This window comes from Pseudomonas sp. OE 28.3 (assembly GCF_014268205.2).
Classification (GTDB): Bacteria; Pseudomonadota; Gammaproteobacteria; order Pseudomonadales; family Pseudomonadaceae; genus Aquipseudomonas; species Aquipseudomonas edaphica.
Map to the genome: position 1 here is coordinate 3,262,812 of NZ_CP077082.1, position 18,716 is coordinate 3,281,527.

The 18,716-nt window shown below is 60.4% G+C and carries 15 protein-coding genes; 14 read left to right on the top strand and 1 reads right to left on the bottom strand.

Annotation, left to right across the window (positions count from 1 at the left end; genetic code table 11):
- The first annotated feature begins 398 nt into the window (after positions 1-398).
- The 10 genes from HU759_RS14705 to HU759_RS14750 all read left to right on the top strand — a co-directional run bounded on the left by HU759_RS14705 (position 399) and on the right by HU759_RS14750 (position 11,148).
- A complete protein-coding gene (locus HU759_RS14705) occupies positions 399-1,838 on the top strand; it encodes an ATPase domain-containing protein (protein WP_186616938.1) in 1,440 nt (479 codons plus the stop codon).
- A 23-nt stretch (positions 1,839-1,861) separates the two neighbouring features.
- Positions 1,862-2,227 (top strand): response regulator, encoded by a 366-nt coding sequence (locus HU759_RS14710; RefSeq protein ID WP_017135562.1) that lies wholly within the window; start codon positions 1,862-1,864, stop codon positions 2,225-2,227.
- 180 nt (positions 2,228-2,407) lie between these two features.
- Entirely contained in the window at positions 2,408-2,866 is a 459-nt protein-coding gene (locus HU759_RS14715) for an Hsp20 family protein (RefSeq protein ID WP_056859925.1), read from the top strand.
- Between the two features lie 146 nt (positions 2,867-3,012).
- A complete protein-coding gene (locus tag HU759_RS14720) occupies positions 3,013-4,821 on the top strand; it encodes an ABC transporter ATP-binding protein (protein ID WP_186616985.1) in 1,809 nt (602 codons plus the stop codon).
- A gap of 216 nt (positions 4,822-5,037) precedes the next feature.
- Positions 5,038-5,985 (top strand): AraC family transcriptional regulator, encoded by a 948-nt coding sequence (locus HU759_RS14725; protein WP_186616937.1) that lies wholly within the window; start codon positions 5,038-5,040, stop codon positions 5,983-5,985.
- A 107-nt stretch (positions 5,986-6,092) separates the two neighbouring features.
- Complete coding sequence (locus HU759_RS14730) at positions 6,093-7,469, top strand: Rieske 2Fe-2S domain-containing protein (protein WP_186616935.1); 1,377 nt, start codon at positions 6,093-6,095, stop codon at positions 7,467-7,469.
- Positions 7,466-7,954, top strand: coding sequence for a benzoate 1,2-dioxygenase small subunit (gene benB, locus HU759_RS14735; RefSeq protein ID WP_186616933.1), 489 nt, complete (start codon positions 7,466-7,468; stop codon positions 7,952-7,954). The genes HU759_RS14730 and benB overlap by 4 nt, the downstream gene beginning before the upstream one ends.
- A 10-nt stretch (positions 7,955-7,964) precedes the next feature.
- Positions 7,965-8,987, top strand: coding sequence for a benzoate 1,2-dioxygenase electron transfer component BenC (benC, locus tag HU759_RS14740; RefSeq protein ID WP_186616931.1), 1,023 nt, complete (start codon positions 7,965-7,967; stop codon positions 8,985-8,987).
- 10 nt (positions 8,988-8,997) lie between these two features.
- On the top strand, positions 8,998-9,759 hold the full coding sequence (locus HU759_RS14745; RefSeq protein WP_186616929.1) for a 1,6-dihydroxycyclohexa-2,4-diene-1-carboxylate dehydrogenase: 762 nt from the start codon (positions 8,998-9,000) through the stop codon (positions 9,757-9,759).
- A 54-nt stretch (positions 9,760-9,813) separates the two neighbouring features.
- Positions 9,814-11,148 carry an aromatic acid/H+ symport family MFS transporter gene (locus tag HU759_RS14750; protein WP_186616927.1) on the top strand — a complete coding sequence of 445 codons (1,335 nt, stop codon included), beginning with the start codon at positions 9,814-9,816 and terminating at the stop codon, positions 11,146-11,148.
- Positions 11,149-11,203: 55 nt separating this feature from the next.
- Here HU759_RS14750 and HU759_RS14755 read toward each other — a convergent pair whose 3' ends face one another.
- The gene (locus HU759_RS14755) at positions 11,204-12,118 is read right to left on the bottom strand and encodes a LysR family transcriptional regulator (protein ID WP_225933053.1); all 915 of its coding nucleotides are present in this window, start codon (positions 12,116-12,118) and stop codon (positions 11,204-11,206) included.
- A gap of 247 nt (positions 12,119-12,365) precedes the next feature.
- Between HU759_RS14755 and HU759_RS14760 the strand changes: the two genes are divergently transcribed.
- From HU759_RS14760 to pgm, 4 genes are all read left to right on the top strand, one after another.
- The gene (locus tag HU759_RS14760; protein WP_017135574.1) at positions 12,366-13,388 is read left to right on the top strand and encodes a zinc-dependent alcohol dehydrogenase family protein; all 1,023 of its coding nucleotides are present in this window, start codon (positions 12,366-12,368) and stop codon (positions 13,386-13,388) included.
- 720 nt (positions 13,389-14,108) lie between these two features.
- The gene (locus tag HU759_RS14765; protein ID WP_186616925.1) at positions 14,109-15,539 is read left to right on the top strand and encodes a hypothetical protein; all 1,431 of its coding nucleotides are present in this window, start codon (positions 14,109-14,111) and stop codon (positions 15,537-15,539) included.
- Positions 15,536-16,942, top strand: coding sequence for a PLP-dependent aminotransferase family protein (locus HU759_RS14770; protein WP_186616923.1), 1,407 nt, complete (start codon positions 15,536-15,538; stop codon positions 16,940-16,942). The genes HU759_RS14765 and HU759_RS14770 overlap by 4 nt, the downstream gene beginning before the upstream one ends.
- A 106-nt stretch (positions 16,943-17,048) precedes the next feature.
- Positions 17,049-18,695: a phosphoglucomutase (alpha-D-glucose-1,6-bisphosphate-dependent) gene (pgm, locus tag HU759_RS14775; RefSeq protein ID WP_186616921.1), complete on the top strand. Its 1,647-nt coding sequence runs from the start codon at positions 17,049-17,051 to the stop codon at positions 18,693-18,695.
- Positions 18,696-18,716 lie beyond the last annotated feature (21 nt).

An 18,716-nucleotide genomic window follows, 5' to 3' on the forward strand; every position in this document is an offset into this window, starting at 1 on the left:
GACGTTTACAGTAAGTTTGGCTGCTGCATGAGTTAACGTTCATGTACGCGCCTTTCCGATGACTCGCTGGATACCGCCCCTATGAGATATCTGCCGCCCAGTGCGACCTTGCGTGCTTCTGAAGTTGCCGCCCGCCATCCGACTGGCGCCCGACCTTAGTGACACTCGTGTCGATTTGCATAGGTGCGGGGTCGGCATGGTGGTGCACTTCCACAAGGTCAAGGTGAGGTCTTTACCGCCGCTACCTGCGAATGGGTGCATGGGGAGACACGATCTGGAACTCCATCCCCGCTGATTCGCCCACCATGCTTCAGGTCTGAATGGCTCTAAAGCGTAAATGGCGTTAGCATTCCCACCACTCGGCTTAAACAGCCTGTTTTTCAGATCAGGGTCGCATTGTGGAAAAGCTAAAACGCCTCCAAAGTGGAATCGAAGGGCTCGACGCTCTGCTCAAGGGAGGGCTGGTCGCGGGCGCCTCCTACATAATCCAGGGGCGGCCAGGGTCTGGCAAAACGATCCTGGCCAACCAACTTGGGTTCCATCATGCGAACAATGGAGGCCGGGTTCTGGTCGCCACACTGCTGGCCGAGTCACACGACCGTCTTTTTCAGTTTCTTTCTACTCTGAGCTTTTTCGACGCGTCCAAAGTGGGCGCCGACATTCAGTTTGTCAGCGCGTTTGATACGTTGGAAAACGAAGGGCTGGACGAGGTGGTAAAACTGCTTCGGCGCGAGATAAGTCGACAAAAAGCTACAGTGATGGTGGTAGACGGCTTGCTTAATGCTCGCTCAAAAGCCGACTCGCACATCGACACCAAGAAATTCATTTCCGAGTTGCAAGGGCACGCTGCTTTCGCGGGTTGCACGGTGCTGTTTCTGACCAGCTCCCGTCTCGACGACGGCAGCCCTGAACACACCATGGTTGATGGCGTCATTGAAATGGGCGAAGAGCTATTTGGCACTCGCTCGGTACGTCGTATTCAACTGCGTAAAACTCGCGGCAGTGGAGCACTGACAGGCCTTCATGAGTGTGAGATTACCGACAATGGCTTGGTGGTTTACCCTCGTCTCGAAAGCCTTTATAGCCACCCGTCCGCCCCCGACAGCGCCGACATGACGCGTATTCCCAGTGGCATTGGTTCGCTGGACGGCATATTGGGTGGCGGCCTTTACAGTTCCAGCGTGTCTCTGGTCATGGGCCCCTCCGGCATTGGTAAAACGACGCTGGGCCTGAAGTTTCTGGCCGAGTCGACGGTGGAAGCTCCAGGACTGCATTTTGGCTTTTATGAAAGCCCGCAACGGTTGCGACTCAAAGGCCAATCACTGGGTATCGATATCCAGGGCATGGAGGACAGCGGCGCCCTGAGCATTGCCTGGCAGCCTACTACCGAGGGGTTGCTGGATGGGTTAGGCGCACGCTTGTTGAGTCTTGTAGAAGAGAAGGGCATCAAGCGCCTGTTTATCGATAGCCTTAGCGGTATGACACGAGTTTCTACAAATCCGGCGCGAATTACTGACTTCTTGAGTGCGCTGATGAATGAACTGCGCTCCAGGGGCGTAACCGTATTCGCGTCCTGGGAAATGCGTGATCTATTTGGCTCCGAGGTCAGCGCGCCAAACTCTGACCTGTCCAGCATCGTCGATAACTTGATGCTGATGCGGTTCTCTGAGAATCACTCTGAACTAAGCAGGACGCTTTCCATTCTTAAGGTACGAGATAGCTCTTATGACCCCTCCAGATTTGAGGTTGTCATTCAAGATCGCGATGTTTTCCTGAAAAAGGCTTCGAGACATGAACCTTCAGTCCCCACTGAGACATCGCCCGGTTCACTTTCTTAAGCTTTTGAGTGGGTTGAATTAACATGACCACCATCCTGGTCGTCGATGACGAGTATTTGATCGCTGACATTCTCAGCTTCGCACTGGAGGATGAGGGGTTCATGGTGGTGACTGCCAGCAATGGTCGAAAAGGACTGGAAGTGCTGGATAGAGAAAGGCCTGCCTTGATCATCACCGACTTTATGATGCCTGTTATGGACGGCCTGGAATTTGCCACAGCCGTTCGAGCCCTCCCTTGCGCTAATCAATTGCCGATCATCCTGATGAGCGGTGCTCAGGCACACATCGGCATGCAGAGATCGGATCTGTTTGATGCGGTATTGGCGAAGCCATTCAACATCGACTTGATCATTGCCGAAGTTAAAAGGCTACTCGCCTCTGATCAGTGAGTACTGCCTCTACCTACCCGGAGCCACGCAGGATTGGGCTCCGCCTGCCTAAACAATCGAGTTGAAAAAATTTTTCGAGGGGCTCTTGAAAACGTTTTGGTAGCACCTATTTTCGGTTCTACGCGATGCCGCAAACGGGTCGCGTCTTAAATCACTTGGAGAACACTCAGGAGATTTACTATGGCTACTACTCTTTCTTTGGCCCCTCTGTTCCGTCAGTCTGTGGGTTTTGATCGCTTCAACGACCTGTTTGAATCGGCGCTTCGTAGTGAGGCCGGTAATACCTATCCACCGCATAACGTGGAGAAGCATGGTGAGGATCAATACCGCATTGTGATTGCAGTGGCAGGGCTTACTGAGGAGGACATAGACATTCAGGTTGAAAATGGCGTATTGAGCGTTTCTGGTGGAAAACGTGAAAACGACGAGAAGGTGACTTACCTTCACCAAGGGATAGCGCAACGCGCCTTCCGCCTGTCCTTCCGGCTGGCTGACCATATCGAAGTGCAAGGTGCAGCGCTCACCCACGGTCTGTTAGCCATCGAGCTGCTTCGGGTTATACCCGAAGAAGCCAAGCCAAAACGTATTGAGATCGGTACTGCCGGCAAGCCAGACCAGCGTCAAGTAAGCCTGCAATAAGTGTGTTTAAGGCGCTCTGCGGAGCGCCTTTTTTCTTCTGTTTTAATTAATCTCCCGTTGCCTCGCCGTTGGATGTGCGCAACGCCATCGCCTGCCATAATCCACCCGTCTCACCCCAGCCCCCCCACACGGAGTCCATGCCATTCATGGTGCTGTTGAATCGATTGAGCGCGTTTTCCATCCAGGCGCGCCGGGCACTGAAGCTGGTGTGGGGCACGTCGCGTCCCTTATTCATAGGCCTGCTGTTGGCCACCATCATTGCCGGTCTGTTGCCTGCGCTGGCTGCCTGGATCGGCCAGCGCATTGTCGATGGCGTGGTGCACGCGATGCAGATTCATGCCGCCGGCAGCCAGGCGCCCGTGTGGCCGGTGATGCAGTACGTGCTGGCCGAGGCGGGCGTGTTGGCGCTGCTGGCCGCCGCCCAGCGTGCGTTGTCCATGCAGCAATCGTTGCTGCGGGTGCAGTTGGGGGTGAAGGTCAACCTGATGATTCTGGAGAAAGCCCAGACCCTCTCACTCCTGCAATTTGAAGACGCCGAGTTCCACGACAAGCTGGTGCGCGTGCGCCAGGGCGCGTCGACACGGCCGCTGAGCCTGGTCACCAAGGGCCTGGGGCTGGTGCAGAACCTGATCTCGCTGATCAGCTTTGCCGTGCTGTTGGTGCACTTTTCGCCGTGGGCGCTGGTGATTCTGGTGGTCGGCGCGTTACCGGTGTTCTTCGCCGAGACGCATTTCTCGGGCAATGCGTTTCGCCTGTTCCACCGGCGCGCGCCCGAGACCCGTCAGCAGAATTACCTGGAATCGCTGCTGTCCCACGAAACCCACGCCAAAGAGGTCAAACTGTTCGGCCTGGCGCCGCTGTTCCTCAAGCGCTACCGCGACAACGCCCGGCGCTTGTACACCGAAGACCGCCAGTTGACGGTGCGCCGGGATGCCTGGGGCTTTGCCCTGGGCCTGCTGGGCACCGCGGCGTTTTATGTGGCTTACGCCTGGGTGGTGCTGGACACCGTGCGCGGCCAGACCAGCCTGGGCCAGATGACCATGTACATCGTGCTGTTCAAGCAGGGGCAAAGCGCGATCACCGCCAGCCTCAGCGCGATTGCCGGCCTGTATGACGACAGCCTGTTTCTGTCGGACCTTTATGAGTACCTGCTGACCCCCGTGGTCGTGCCCCGTGGCCGGCTTACCCAGGGCGCGCGTCCCGGCGACGGTCTGCGCTGTGAGCACGTGGGCTTCAGTTATCCCGGCGCTGAGCGGCCGGCATTGACTGACATCAACCTGCACTTGGCGCCGGGGCAAAGCCTGGCCCTGGTGGGCGAGAACGGCTCGGGCAAAACCAGCCTGATCAAACTGCTCACGCGCCTGTATACCCCGCACGCGGGGCGCATTCTGCTGGATGGCAGCGACTTGCAAGACTGGGATGAACAGACACTGCGCCAGCGCATCGGGGTGATTTTTCAGGATTACATCCGCTACCAGATGACCGTCGGCGAGAACCTTGGCGTGGGTGACGTCGATGCGCTGAACGACGAGGCGCGCTGGCGCGCGGCCGCCACACAAGGGGTGGCCGCCGAATTTATCGAGCGTCTGAGCAAGGCCTACGGCACACCGTTAGGGCGCTGGCTTGGCGGCCAGGAGTTGTCGGGTGGGCAATGGCAGAAAGTCGCCTTGTCACGCGCGTATATGCGCCAAGAGGCGGACCTGCTGATTCTTGACGAGCCGACGGCTGCGCTGGACGCCGGCGCCGAGGCGGCGGTGTTCGAGCATTTTCGCGAACACGCCAAGGGCCGCATGACGTTGTTGATCTCCCATCGATTCTCCAGCGTGCGCAATGCCGACCACATCATCGTGCTGGACGGCGGGCGAATCCTGGAGGAGGGCCGCCATCACCAATTGATGGCGGCGGGTGGGCGCTATGCCGAGTTGTTCGATGTTCAGGCGCGGGGGTATCGCTAGGTAACCGAGCGGCCGTCCAATCCGGCCAAGCGTATTGTTTCAAAGTTTTAGCACGCCATGCTCACCGCAAGCCCTGCGCGCCCCGGCGCACCGCTGAAACCCTGGCGCAGAACGCCCGACAATACCTCCAGGGTATCCCTTCAGACTTTTTCCATATTGGACGCCCCCGTACCCACGCGTCAGCCTGAGCCCAATAACTATAAAAGAGTCGCAACCATGACCGTGCTATTGAGTGAGCGCAGCCAGATTTTTCGGGGCGCCGATGCCTACGCGGTGTCGGACTACGTCAACCAGCACGTGGGCAGCCACTGCATTCGCCTGCCTCCCAAAGGGCGGCCCCGGGCGAGTATCAGCCATCGCACCTTCGCCAGCCTGGACCTGTGCCGCATCAGCTACGGCGCTCCGGTACGGGTCACATCGGTGGCGCTGGAGACCATCTATCACCTGCAGATCCTGTTGAGCGGGCATTGCCGCTCCAGCTCCCGTGGTGAGGATCACGTGTTCGGGCCGGGGGAAATCCTGCTGATCAACCCGGACGACCCGGTAGACCTGACGTATTCCGCCGACTGCGAGAAATTCATCATCAAACTGCCGGTGCGCCTGCTGGAAAACGCCTGCCTGGAGCAGCACTGGAGCCTGCCGCAGGTGGGTATCCGCTTCGCGACGGCCCGCCACGCGCTCAGTGAAATGGGCGGCTTCCTGCCGTTGCTCGGGCTGATCTGCCATGAGGCGGAAAACGCTGCCGAGCCCCACACGCAGGGTCTGTATGAACGCATCGTGGCCAACAAGCTGCTGGCATTGCTGGGCAGCAATGTGTTGCGGGTGATCCCCCAGGCGGCCCACGGCGGTGGGTTTGAAGCGGTGCGCGAATTTATCCAGCAGCACCTGGGCGATGACATCAGCGTCGAGCAGTTGATGGCGGTGGCTAACGTCAGCGAACGTTCGCTGTACAGCCTGTTTGCGCGCCAGGTGGGGCTGTCGCCGCGCGACTATGTACGCCGCTGCAAGCTCGAACGCGTGCACGCACGCTTGCAACTGCGCAGCACGCGCAGCGTGACCGAGGTGGCTTTGGACCATGGCTTCATGCACCTGGGGCGGTTTTCCGAGGCCTATCGCAAATGCTTCGGCGAACTGCCGTCGCAGACCTTCAAACGCCATCGTTAAGTGACGTGCGCCGGGCGGATAACGATGTGCAGGCAGCGGATATTGACGCGCAGGGCGAACACGTACGGTGAGGGCGCCTGATACAAGAACAACGGAGGGCCCGCCCCATGATCAGTACACTCGACCGACTCGCCGGCCAATTGCGCGAGTCCGTACAGGAAGACCCCGCCACCGGAGTGTTCCGCTGCCGCCGCGACATCTTTACCGACCCCGACCTGTTTGCCCTGGAGGTGAAACACATCTTCGAAGGCGGCTGGATCTACCTGGCCCATGAAAGCCAGGTGCCCGAGATCAACGATTACTTCACCACCTGGATCGGCCGCCAGCCGGTGGTCATTACCCGTGACAAACACGCCGCGCTGCATGGCCTGGTCAACGCCTGCGCGCATCGCGGCGCCATGCTGTGCCGGCGCAAACAAGGCAACAAGGGCTCATTCACTTGCCCCTTCCATGGCTGGACGTTCAGCAACGCCGGCAAGCTGCTCAAGGTCAAGGACGCCAAGACCGGCGCCTACCCGGACAGCTTCGACTGCGACGGCTCCCATGACCTCAAGCGCCTGGCGCGCTTTGAAAGCTATCGCGGTTTCCTGTTCGGCAGCCTCAGCGATGCGGTGCCGGAACTGCGCGATTACCTGGGCGAAACCCGCGTGATCATCGACCAGATGGTCGACCAGGCGCCTTTGGGCCTGGAGGTGCTGCGCGGCAGCTCATCCTATGTCTATGACGGCAACTGGAAGCTGCAAATCGAAAACGGCGCCGACGGTTACCACGTCAGCTCCGTGCACTGGAACTACTCGGCGACCATGGGCCGGCGCAACTACGAGGCCGAAGGCACGCGCACCGTCGACGCCAATGGCTGGTCGAAAAGCCTGGGCGGCGTCTACGCCTTCGACCACGGGCATATCCTGCTGTGGACGCGCCTGCTCAACCCAGAAGTGCGTCCGGTGCACGCTCACCGCGAGGCCTTGGCCGAACGCCTGGGTCAGGCGCGTGCCGACTTTATCGTCGACCAGACCCGCAACCTCTGCCTCTACCCCAATGTGTACCTGATGGACCAGTTCTCGACCCAGATCCGCGTGGTGCGCCCCCTCGCCGTGGATAAAACCGAAGTGACTATCTATTGCATGGCGCCCATCGGCGAAAGCGCCCAGGAGCGCGCCACGCGGATTCGCCAGTACGAAGACTTCTTCAACGTCAGCGGCATGGGCACCCCGGATGACCTCGAGGAGTTCCGCGCCTGCCAGACCGGTTACCAGGGCGCGAGCACCCTGTGGAATGACCTCAGCCGTGGCGCCAAACAGTGGGTGGAAGGGGCTGATGAGAATGCTTTGGCCATGGGTATGCAACCGCAGCTCAGCGGGGTCAAGACCGAGGACGAGGGCTTGTTTGTGCGCCAGCATGCGCACTGGGCCCAAAGCCTGCAGCGTGCGATCGAGCGCGAACAGCAAGGGCTGATTGCCAGCGACCGCGAGGTGCAGCCATGAGCCTTGCCCGTGAGCACCTGCTGGATTTTCTCTACCGTGAAGCGCGCCTGCTCGACGACCGCCAATGGGATGACTGGCTGGCCTGCTATTCACCCAAGGCCGAGTTCTGGATGCCCGCCTGGGACGATCACGACACCCTCACCGAAGACCCGCAGCGCGAAATCTCGCTGATCTACTACCCCAGCCGTGACGGCCTGGAAGACCGCATCTTCCGCATCAAGACCGAGCGCTCCAGCGCCAGCACGCCCGAGCCGCGCACCGTGCATATGCTGTGCAACCTCGAAGTGCTGGCTGCCGACGGCGCGCAGGTGGACCTGCGTTTCAACTGGCACACCCTCAGCCATCGCTACAAAACCACCGACAGTTATTTCGGTACCTCCTTCTATCGCCTCGACATCCGTGCCGAGCAGCCGCTGATCACGCGCAAGAAGGTGGTGCTGAAAAACGACTACATCCACCAGGTCATCGACATCTACCATATCTGAGGACACCGCCATGACGTATGCCATTGCCCTGAACTTCGAAGATGGGGTGACCCGCTTCATCGACTGCAAGGTGGGGGAAAAGGTGCTCGATGCCGCCTTCCGCCAACGCATCAACCTGCCCATGGACTGCTCGGACGGTGTGTGCGGCACCTGCAAATGCCGCTGTGAAACCGGCGACTACGACTTGGGCGACGACTATATCGACGACGCGCTGAGCGCCGACGAAGCGCAGGCGCGCCAGGTACTGACCTGCCAGATGGTGCCGCAGTCCGACTGCGTGATCGCCGTGCCGGTGCCGTCCAGCGCCTGCAAGACCGGCACCACGCAGTTTGCCGCGACGCTGGCCGGCATCACCCGACATGCCGATGCCGCGCTGCAGGTGAGTTTCGAGCTGGACCCGGCGCCGGTATTCCTGCCCGGCCAGTACGTGAATATCAGCGTGCCCGACAGTGGGCAGACACGCGCTTACTCCTTCAGCAGTCGCCCGGGCGACACGCACGCCAGCTTCCTGATCAAGCACGTGCCCGGCGGGTTGATGAGCAGCTGGCTGGAGCACGCCCAGCCCGGCGACCGCGTGGCGATTAACGGCCCGCTAGGGAGTTTCTACCTGCGTGAGGTGGCGCGGCCGCTGCTGTTACTGGCCGGTGGTACCGGCCTGGCGCCGTTCCTCTCGATGCTTGAAGTGCTCGCACAGCGCCAGGAAACCCGCCCGGTCCGGTTGATCTACGGCGTAACGCGCGATCAGGACCTGGTGATGGTCGAGGCGTTGCAGGCTTTTACCGCGCGTTTGCCCGACTTCAACCTGGTGACCTGCGTGGCTGATCCGCACACCACTCACCCGCGCCAGGGCTATGTGACCCAGCACATGGCCGACGAAGCCCTCAATGGCGGCGATGTCGACGTGTACCTGTGCGGCCCGCCGCCGATGGTCGATGCGGTGCGCGAGCACTTCAAGCAGCAGGGCGTGACCCCGGCCAGCTTCCATTACGAGAAATTCACCGCTAACGCCGTCGCCACGTGCGATGCCGCCTGAGGACTGCCGCATGACTCAACGGTTTAACAACAAGGTCGCGCTGGTCACCGGCGCTGCCCAAGGGATCGGCCGGCGTGTCGCCGAGCGCTTGCTGGAGGAGGGCGCCTGGCTGGTCGCGGTGGATCGCTCCGAGCTGGTGCATGAATTGCAGCATGAGCGAGCGCTGCTGCTGACCGCCGACCTGGAACACTACAGCGAGTGCGCGCGGGTGATGGCCGCCGCCACGGCGCGTTTCGGGCGCATCGACGTGCTGGTCAACAACGTCGGCGGGACCATTTGGGCCAAGCCCTTCGAGCATTACGCCGAGGCTGAAATCGAGGCCGAAGTGCGCCGCTCGCTGTTCCCTACGTTGTGGTGCTGCCATTGCGTGCTGCCCTACATGCTGGAGCAGGGCGGGGGCGCCATCGTCAACGTGTCTTCCGTGGCGACGCGTGGGGTCAATCGCGTGCCGTATGGCGCGGCCAAGGGCGGCGTGAATGCCTTGACGGCCTGCCTGGCCCTGGAGACTGCCGGCAGCGGGATCCGGGTCAACGCCACCGCGCCCGGCGGCACCGAGGCACCGCCACGGCGGATCCCGCGCAACAGCCAGCCGCAGAGCGAGCAAGAGCGTGTGTGGTACCAGCAGATCGTCGACCAGACCCTCGACAGCAGCCCGATGAAACGCTACGGCAGCATCGACGAACAAGCTGGCGCGATTCTGTTCCTGGCCTGCGACGAGGCCTCCTACATCACCGGCGTGACCTTGCCGGTGGGCGGCGGCGACCTCGGCTAAGGCTTTTTCCATCAGCTGACACTGACTCACAACAACAATAAAGAGAGCACTGCCATGCGTAGCCATGATGTCCATTCGATTATCGATAATGCCCCGTTCAACCGCTTCCACTGGTTGATCGTGAGCCTGTGTGCCTTGCTATTGATCTTTGACGGCTATGACTTGTTTATCTACGGCGTGGTCCTGCCGTCAATCATGCGCGAGTGGGGGCTGACGCCGTTGCAGGCTGGCGCCCTGGGCAGCTATGCGCTGTTCGGCATGATGTTCGGCGCGCTGATTTTCGGCACCCTGGCGGACCGTTTCGGGCGCAAGAAAGGCATCGTGTTCTGTTTCACCCTGTTCAGTCTGGCCACCGTGATCAATGGCTTTGCCAGCAGCCCAACCGAGTTCGGTATCTGCCGTTTTATCGCCGGGCTCGGCTGCGGCGGGTTGATGCCCAACGCGGCGGCGCTGATCAACGAATACGCGCCGAAGAAATTGCGCAGCACCTTGATGGCCTTCATGTTCAGCGGCTATTCCCTGGGCGGCATGCTCGCCGCCAGCGTGGGGATTTTCATGCTACCGGCCTACGGTTGGCAGTCGATGTTTTTTGTGGCGGTGATTCCGCTGCTGCTGTTGCCACTGATTGTGTACTGGCTGCCAGAATCCATCGGCTTCCTGATCCGCCAGGGCCAACAAGACAAGGCTCGCGCGCTGCTTAATCGGTTGTCGCCAGGCACCAGGATCGAGGTCGACGATGCACTGGTGATCGTCGACAGCAACGGTAAAGGCGCCTCGGTGGTAGAGCTGTTCCGCCATGGCCTGGCGGTACGTACGGCGATGATCTGGGTCGCGTTTTTCTGCTGCCTGCTGATGGTCTACGCATTGAGTTCATGGCTGCCCAAGCTGATGGCCGGCGCCGGTTACAGCCTGGGGTCGAGCCTGTCGTTCCTGATCGCGCTGAACCTGGGCGGCATGGCCGGGGCGCTGCTCGGCGGCCGTTTGGGCGACCGCCTGAACCTGGTGAAAGTCGTGATCTGCTTCTTCGCCGCGGCCATGGTCTCGATCAGCCTGCTGGGCATCAACAGCCCGATGCCGGTTCTGTACCTGCTGATCTTCGTCGCGGGCGCCACCACCATTGGTACGCAAATCCTGCTGTACGCGGGGGCTGCGCAGCTCTACGGCTTGTCGATTCGCGCCACAGGCCTGGGCTGGGCGTCCGGCATCGGTCGCAATGGCGCGATAGTCGGCCCGCTGTTGGGCGGTGCGCTGATGGCGATCGAACTGCCTCTGCAACTGAATTTCATGGTCTTTGCGATCCCCGGCGCGATTGCGGCGCTGGCGATGACGGTATTTGCCCTGAATGAGCGGCGCACCCGTATTGCCATGCCCGTTGCCCCGGCGCTGTGACTGCCAAACCGTCGGCGTTGCTCTGGCAGTTGCATTCGAGCCCTCCAGAAGACGCCTAGAGACTGTCAGGGTCGCCAAAGAACATCTGAATCCGCGACCTCAACCACCGCTCCCCCGGATCATTATCCTGCGACCCACGCCACGCCATGTGCAGCTCAAACGTGCGCACCGGCAACGGTGGGTCCTCGGCGCGCAAACCGCCCGCCGAGGTCAGTGCTTCGGCGGCGTAATCCGGCACGGTGGCGAGGATGTCGGTGCCGGCCAGCAGTGTGCCCAGCCCGTTGAATTGCGGCACGGCCAATACCACGTGGCGTTTGCGATCGAGTTTTTCCAGCTCTTCATCAATAAACCCGCTCAGGTCGCCTGCGAAGGACACGAGGGCGTGAGGGCGGGCGCAGAAGTCGTCGAGGCTCAGGGCGCCGGGCACGCTGTCGGCGCGCAGCAGTTTTGGCAGGCTGCGGCGCAGCACTTTGCGCTTGGCGTTGGCCGGCAGGTCGGCGGTGTAGCTGACGCCGATGGAAATTTCGCCGGAGGCCAGCAGGCCCGGCATCAGGATGTAGTTGACGCGGCGCACCACCAGCACGATGCCAGGCGCCTCGGCACGCAGGCGTTTGAGCAGTTGTGGCAGCAGGGCGAATTCAACGTCGTCGGACAGGCCGATACGGAACACGGCGGTGCTGGTGGCCGGGTCGAACTCGGCGGCGCGGCTCACCGCGGTGGAGATCGAGTCCAGGGCCGGGGAGAGCAGGGCGAAGATTTCCACGGCACGTGCCGTCGGCTCCATGCTGCGCCCGGTACGTACAAACAGCGGGTCATCGAACAGCCCACGCAGACGCGACAACGCCGCGCTGATGGCCGGCTGGCCAAGGAACAATTTCTCGGCAGCGCGGGTCACACTGCGCTCATGCATCAAGGTTTCGAATACGATCAAGAGGTTAAGGTCGACACGACGCAGGTCGTTACGGTTCATCTTGTGTCCTGGAAGAGTCAGCTAACTTGACGTGAGCGGCCACATGTAAACAATGACCGGCATGAATCTTACGGGGAAAGGCTGGTACTCTGCACCGGATAATTGAGTTTTCCTACGATACTTGAGGCAAATGCCTCAGTTGCGGAATCAATGACAGACATGTCGACTATTAATGGCGACCGGTGGCCTTACCTGGAAAGCCCAGATAGAGTTCATGGCATTAGAGGTTACTTTGACGAGGTTTGCGATGTCCCGCACGATCCGTTTTCACAAGTTTGGTCCGGCCGAGGTGCTCAAATGCGAAGAGCATGCAGCCGCGCAGCCCGCACCGGGCGAAGTGCAGGTGCGTGTCGAAGCGATTGGCATCAGCTGGTATGACATTCTGTGGCGCCAGAACCTGGCGTCTTCCCATGCGCGTCTGCCGTCCGGCCTTGGCCATGAGATGGCCGGGGTGGTGGTGGCCCTCGGTGAGGGCGTAGATGACTTGGCGGTGGGCGATAAGGTGGCCAGCTTTCCGGCCGAGAGCCCCAATGATTACCCCGTGTATGGCGAGCAAATCGTGCTGCCGCGTTCGGCGCTGACCCGTTATCCGGATGTGCTGAGCCCGATTGAAGCCAGCGTGCATTACACGCCGCTGTTGATCGCCTACTTTGCCTATATGGACCTGGCGCGGGTCAAACCCGGCCAGTTTGCCCTGGTGACTGACGCCAGCCACTGTGCCGGCCCTTCGTTCGTACAACTGGGCAAGGCGCTGGGCGTGCGCGTGATCGCAGCGACCAAGGACAGCGCCGAGCGTGAATACCTGCTGTCGTTGGGGGCCGAGAAGGTCATCGTCACCGAAGAGCAGGACCTGCTGATGCAAATCAACAAGTTCACCGATAACCGCGGCGTGGATGTGGTGTTCGATGGCTTGGGCGGCCCGCAGATGTCATTGCTCGGTGATGTGCTGGCGCCCCGTGGCAGCCTGGTGCTCTACGGTTTGCAAGGCGGCAACCAGACGCCGTTCCCGGCCTGTGCAGCGTTCCAGAAGAACATCCAGTTCTTTGTGCACTGTATCGGTAACTTCACCGGTAAGCCGGAGTTGGGCATCATTCAGGACCACGTCGCCTTGCAACGCGCATTGCGTGACATCAACCAACTGACGGCCGATCGCGTGCTGGTGCCGCTGAAAACCACCGTGTTTGCGTTCAACCAGTTTGTAGAAGCACACCGTTACATGGACGAATGCCCGTGCCGCGAGCGCGTTGCGTTGCAGGTTGAGGCTGTTTGAGGTGTAGGAAGATTCGTAAATGAGTTTTACAAACCCTCGGCGCATGGGGCAAATGCGCCATTTGAAAGGGTTGAATCCGCGCGTTGTCTGAAACGCGCAACGGCCGTCCGGTCCCGCAAACGATGCCCTTTTTCCCGCCGCCGCCCTGAAATTCAGCGCGGCGTTGTTGTGTCTGCGCCCTGCGTATTTGGCCCGGCAACTATCTGAACTGGTTTTCGGCCAGCTTCTGTATCTGTTAATCATTATTTCAGCCCTGATAATTGGTACTTCACTTTCAACTCAAGGACTGAGTAATGAATGATTGTCTGATTCGTCAGCAGGTACTTCCTGCAACTACGCGTGACGCCATTGCTATCAGGACGCGAGGTGATCGGCACGCCAAGGACTGGTTCCGATCGATGCATGACCGGAGATTGAAAATTGACAAGTTTTATTTGTCAGATGGATCTTTAAATTCGAGGTTAAAGAGTTGTAGGAGCTTGTCTGAATATTCCTAGGAGCGCTGCTGAAAATCGCTGGGATGCTTGTGGTACGGCTGTTCGACGCCAGCGCTGCCGTGCAAGGAGCCCCCTACGCGGTCCTTATCGATTTGTTACCGGGTGCTAGTGTTTATCTGTCGCACACACTGCGCCGCAGGCAACGTTCTTACACATGCAATAGATCGGACAACTACGCTCGGTAGTTGTTTTGAACTGATATTTCAACTCAGGTAGTAGAACTATGAGCGCTATTCACGAGCAGGCCATGAATTATGTTTACCAGCAAGTTCAACAACGCTTGGTTGGGTATTTCACACGCGCGGAGCGCACCGCACTTCAATTATTGATTCAGCGTATTGTCGTGGCCGCCGGCGGCATGGAACAAGTAGGCGATTACAAAGTGCTGGTGGCCCATGGCGGTGGCGAAGTCAGCAGCTACACCTTGGCGCTACTGCGTGCCGCACAGTTGAGTATTGCCGCACGTGCGCCCAGGACCTTCCAGTTACGGGTGGCAACGTTACGCCACGCGGGTATGACGCAAGAAACCCTCGACGCGATTCATCGCGGTTATAGCCGGCTGTTTTTCCATGATGACGAGCGGGTCGAGTTGTTGATGGTCGAAAACGAACAGGTGTTGCCCTTCAACCATCAGCGTCCGGCCTCCAGCCGTGGCTGTGAAGCTCACCAGCGCAACATGTTGATGGTGGGGCACCTGACCTCCGGCGATGTTCGCGCCACGCTGTGTAACGATGCCTACCTGGCACTGGGGGACTTTTATCAGCGTGTCACCGCCTGGAACGGTGGCGTGCACGCGCTGGTCAGCGGCGATTCCGCGCGCAAACAGAGCCAGCTGCTGGCCTGGCTGAAAAAAGCCGCCCAGGCCAAAAGCGTCAAGGCTGCCAAGGGTATACCGACGTCGCTTGGCGAGTTGTTCACGCGCATGGATGAGTGGAGCGGCGACTTCTACCGTGACCTGTACGGCGAGCACTATGTGCCCAAAGCTGACGTCAGCCCAGGCGGGTATCGCCACCTGGCCTATATCGGCATTGCCGACTTGCTCGAAGGCATCGACCGCGCGACTGCGCCGTTGCTCATCGACTTCATGGCTTACACGCCAGATCCGTTGGGCTTTCACTTTAGCCACCCAAGCTTTGCCAACCCACCGTTGATGGCGCACCTGCGCGGCCTGCAGGCCGAATGCCTGCGCGAGTTGCATTACGAGGAGGGCGTGGAGGAGTTCCTCGGGCAGGCGCGCAATTACCTGCGGCGTCGGCAGGTGCCCGAAGAGCTGGTGAACCAGGTCGCCAATCGCGGGGAGCGTGCGTTGTCGAGCAGCCTTGCCCAACAATTTTTCGGTCTGGACGAGAACCAGTTGGTCTGCCTGCTGTTTTCGCCTTTCATTCATCATGGCGAACGGCTGGAAGGCTATTTGCGTCAGTGCCACCCTGGCATGCTGGTGGCGTTGCCCGAGTTGCACAAGGTTTTGCAGGGTAAACCGGCAGCCGAGATGCTGCAGCAATGGGTCGCCGATGCCAGTGGGTTGCCGTTGCCTTTGCTCCAGCATCTGTACCGCAAGCGGCCGATGAACCTGGCCCTCGGCGGTGCCCGCAGCGCGCCTGTGCAAAGGTCTCAAGCCCGTGATGGCATGGCCTTTCAGCTGTCTGGGCGATGACGCTGCGGGGCGCACGGCAGGCTGACTTTGCTTATCAGGCGGTCTACCGCTACATGATCAGCCTGATTAACGAGGTGAGCACGGATACGCGCGTAAAGCTGCCGTCATTGCGCCAGTTATCCCAGCGACTCAACGTGTCGATCTCCACCATTCAATATGCGTATTCGTTGCTGGAAAAGGAGGGCAGGGTGTATTCGGTGGCCAAGTCGGGGTACTACGCCTGGCCGCTCGCCGGTGGACCCGTGGCGTGTCCCAGCGGGGATCTGCTCGAGCGTCTCTATGTGGCGTCCCGGCGCCCGGGCATGACAGTGCTCAGCGGCGATGAACCGGCCTTGCTGGCATCATTGGACGGCACCTTGCTGCGCCTGGAGCGCGAGTTGGTGCGCCAGTATCCTGGGCATCTGCAGCCTTGGTCACAGCCCTGCGGGGTGTGGGAACTGAGAGCAGCACTGGCGGCTCGCTACACCTCATCACCGACCCGCTGCTGGCATGCTGACGACGTGTACATCGGCGCGGACTTGCGCGGTGTGCTCGACATCCTTATCGAGGTATTGGGCTTGCGCGGTGCCTCGGTGGTGGTCGAGTCACCCTGCGAGTGGTCGATCCTGCGCCTGCTGCAGGATGCCGGGGTACGTGTCCTTGAACTGCCCTGGGGCGAGGATGGCCACCTGGAGCTGGCATTGCTTGAAGGGATGCTGCGTCAAGAATCAGTGCAATTGGTCGTGCTGTCATCGTCGATCAGCTTGCCGTCAGCCTTTGCCTTGCAGCCCCAAGACCGCCTGGAGGTGGCGCAACTGCTCGATCGGTACGATTGCTGGCTATTGGAAAACGATACCTGCGGCGAACTGGGATTCAAGCCGGCACCGGTTGCCCTGCGCGATCTGGTCAACCCTGAGCGGTTGGTGGTGTTTGCCTCTTTCGAGAAAATACTCGGGCCAGAGGCGCCGTTTGGCTACGCATTGTCGCGGCACTTAAGCGGTGAGTTGCAGCGCCAGTTCCTGCTGCGCTCGTTCCGGCTATCCTCAATTCGCCAGCGCGCGATTGCGCGCCTGTACCACAGCGGCAAGATCGACCAGCACTTGCACCACTTACGCCTTCTGCTGCGTGAGCAGGCGCGCGAAATGGGCGAACTTGTGGGTCGGCACCTGGGTGATCAAGTGACTTACCGAATGCCGGCGGGCGGGGCCACCTTTTGGTTGGGCGCCTCCCGGGCGGTGGACATGCGCAAGGCTTTCCACGCCTTGCTGGCCCGTCAGGTAGTCGTGGCGCCCGGTGAGTTGTTCAGCCTGTGCGGCTTGCATCACCAGCATCTGCGGTTGAGCAGCACCTTCCATGGGCAGCCCAACCTGGACATTGCCCTGGCCTTGGTGGGCGAGGCGCTGCGTGATGCACAGATCAGCTAGATGCATGAAATTTCTCTGTGTCTTGTAGGATCAATACCGTCGCGCAGTAGTCCAACTCTCAGTAAACTGTCATTTTTTCCGAATCCTTCTTTCTCGAGGTTTATGCATGACAATCAGTCCTTTTGCGGGCAAGCCGGCGCCAGCTCAGTTGCTGGTGGATATCCCGCGACTGGTCACGGCCTATTACACCGGCCAGCCTGATGCAGCGATCTCCACCCAGCGCGTGGCCTTTGGTACTTCCGGTCACCGTGGCAGCTCGTTCGAGCTGAGTTTCAACGAATGGCACGTACTTGCTATCAGCCAGGCTATTTGCATGTACCGTGAAGCCCAGGGCATCAATGGTCCCTTGTTCGTCGGCCTGGACACCCACGCACTGTCGACTCCAGCGGGCGCGAGTGCCCTGGAAGTGCTGGCCGCCAACGGCGTGCACGTGATGCTGGCTGAAGGCGATGAATACACGCCGACCCCGGCCATCTCCCACGCCATCATTTGCTACAACCGTGGCCGTACCAGCGGCCTGGCAGACGGCATCGTGATTACGCCGTCGCACAACCCGCCACAAAGCGGCGGTTACAAGTACAACCCGCCCAATGGCGGCCCGGCCGATACCCACGTTACCAAGTGGATCGAAGCCAAGGCCAACGAGCTGCTGGCCAACAAACTGGCCGGGGTTAAACGCATTACCCACGCCCAGGCACTCAAGGCCGACACCACCCATCGCCATGACTACCTCAACAGCTATGTGGCCGACCTGGTCAATGTGATCGATATGGACGCCATCCGCAGCGCCGACCTGCGCCTGGGCGTGGATCCGTTGGGCGGAGCAGGGGTGCGCTACTGGTCGGCGATTGCCGAGCACTACCGTTTGAACCTGGACGTGGTGAACACCGAGGTCGACTCGACTTTCCGCTTCATGAGCGTCGACTGGGACGGCCAGATCCGCATGGACCCGTCCTCCAGCTATGCGATGCAAGGCTTGATCGGCCTCAAGGACCGTTTCGACGTCGCCTTCGCCTGTGACCCGGACCACGACCGCCACGGCATCGTTACGCCCTCGGGTGGCCTGCTGGCACCGAACAACTACCTCGCCGTGTCGATTGATTACCTGTTCCAGAACCGTGCGCAGTGGCGCGCCGATGCTGCGGTGGGCAAGACCGTGGTCAGCAGCGGCTTGATTGATCGCGTTGCAGCGCGTATCGGCCGTCGCCTGTTTGAGGTGCCAGTGGGCTTCAAGTGGTTTGCCGATGGCCTGTTCGAAGGCTCACTGGGCTTTGGCGGCGAAGAAAGCGCCGGCGCGTCGTTCCTGCGCAAGGACGGCACGGTGTGGAGCACCGACAAAGATGGTCTGATCCCGGCCTTGCTGGCCGCCGAAATGACCTCGCGCAAAGGCCAGGACCCAAGCCAGATCTACCGTGGCCTGACTGACGCGCTGGGCGAGCCGTTCGCGATTCGTGTCGACGCCAAGGCGACCCCGGCGCAGAAAGCGTTGCTGGGCAAGCTGTCGCCTGCGCAAGTCACCTCCACGCAACTGGCCGGGGAGAGCATCGAGCAGATCCTCAGCCACGCGCCGGGTAATAACCAGGCAATCGGCGGCTTGAAAGTGATGACCAAAAACGGCTGGTTCGCCGCACGGCCATCGGGCACCGAGGACATCTACAAGATCTACGCTGAAAGCTTTGTGGGTGAAGACCACCTCAAGCAGTTGGTGGAAGAGGCGCAGGTGCTGGTAGACGGCGCCATCAGTTCTAGCTGACGCAATGTGGGAGCTGGCTTG

Excerpts from the sequence above, each read along its gene's own strand:
- HU759_RS14710 (WP_017135562.1), top strand. The coding sequence starts at position 1,862 with ATGACCACCATCCTGGTCGTCGATGACGAGTATTTGATCGCTGACATT.
- HU759_RS14755 (WP_225933053.1), bottom strand. The coding sequence starts at position 12,118 with ATGAACCGTAACGACCTGCGTCGTGTCGACCTTAACCTCTTGATCGTA.
- HU759_RS14745 (WP_186616929.1), top strand. The coding sequence starts at position 8,998 with ATGACTCAACGGTTTAACAACAAGGTCGCGCTGGTCACCGGCGCTGCC.
- HU759_RS14750 (WP_186616927.1), top strand. The coding sequence starts at position 9,814 with ATGCGTAGCCATGATGTCCATTCGATTATCGATAATGCCCCGTTCAAC.
- HU759_RS14760 (WP_017135574.1), top strand. The coding sequence starts at position 12,366 with ATGTCCCGCACGATCCGTTTTCACAAGTTTGGTCCGGCCGAGGTGCTC.
- pgm (WP_186616921.1), top strand. The coding sequence starts at position 17,049 with ATGACAATCAGTCCTTTTGCGGGCAAGCCGGCGCCAGCTCAGTTGCTG.
- HU759_RS14730 (WP_186616935.1), top strand. The coding sequence starts at position 6,093 with ATGATCAGTACACTCGACCGACTCGCCGGCCAATTGCGCGAGTCCGTA.
- HU759_RS14770 (WP_186616923.1), top strand. The coding sequence starts at position 15,536 with ATGACGCTGCGGGGCGCACGGCAGGCTGACTTTGCTTATCAGGCGGTC.
- HU759_RS14715 (WP_056859925.1), top strand. The coding sequence starts at position 2,408 with ATGGCTACTACTCTTTCTTTGGCCCCTCTGTTCCGTCAGTCTGTGGGT.
- HU759_RS14765 (WP_186616925.1), top strand. The coding sequence starts at position 14,109 with ATGAGCGCTATTCACGAGCAGGCCATGAATTATGTTTACCAGCAAGTT.
- benB (WP_186616933.1), top strand. The coding sequence starts at position 7,466 with ATGAGCCTTGCCCGTGAGCACCTGCTGGATTTTCTCTACCGTGAAGCG.
- HU759_RS14725 (WP_186616937.1), top strand. The coding sequence starts at position 5,038 with ATGACCGTGCTATTGAGTGAGCGCAGCCAGATTTTTCGGGGCGCCGAT.
- HU759_RS14720 (WP_186616985.1), top strand. The coding sequence starts at position 3,013 with ATGGTGCTGTTGAATCGATTGAGCGCGTTTTCCATCCAGGCGCGCCGG.
- benC (WP_186616931.1), top strand. The coding sequence starts at position 7,965 with ATGACGTATGCCATTGCCCTGAACTTCGAAGATGGGGTGACCCGCTTC.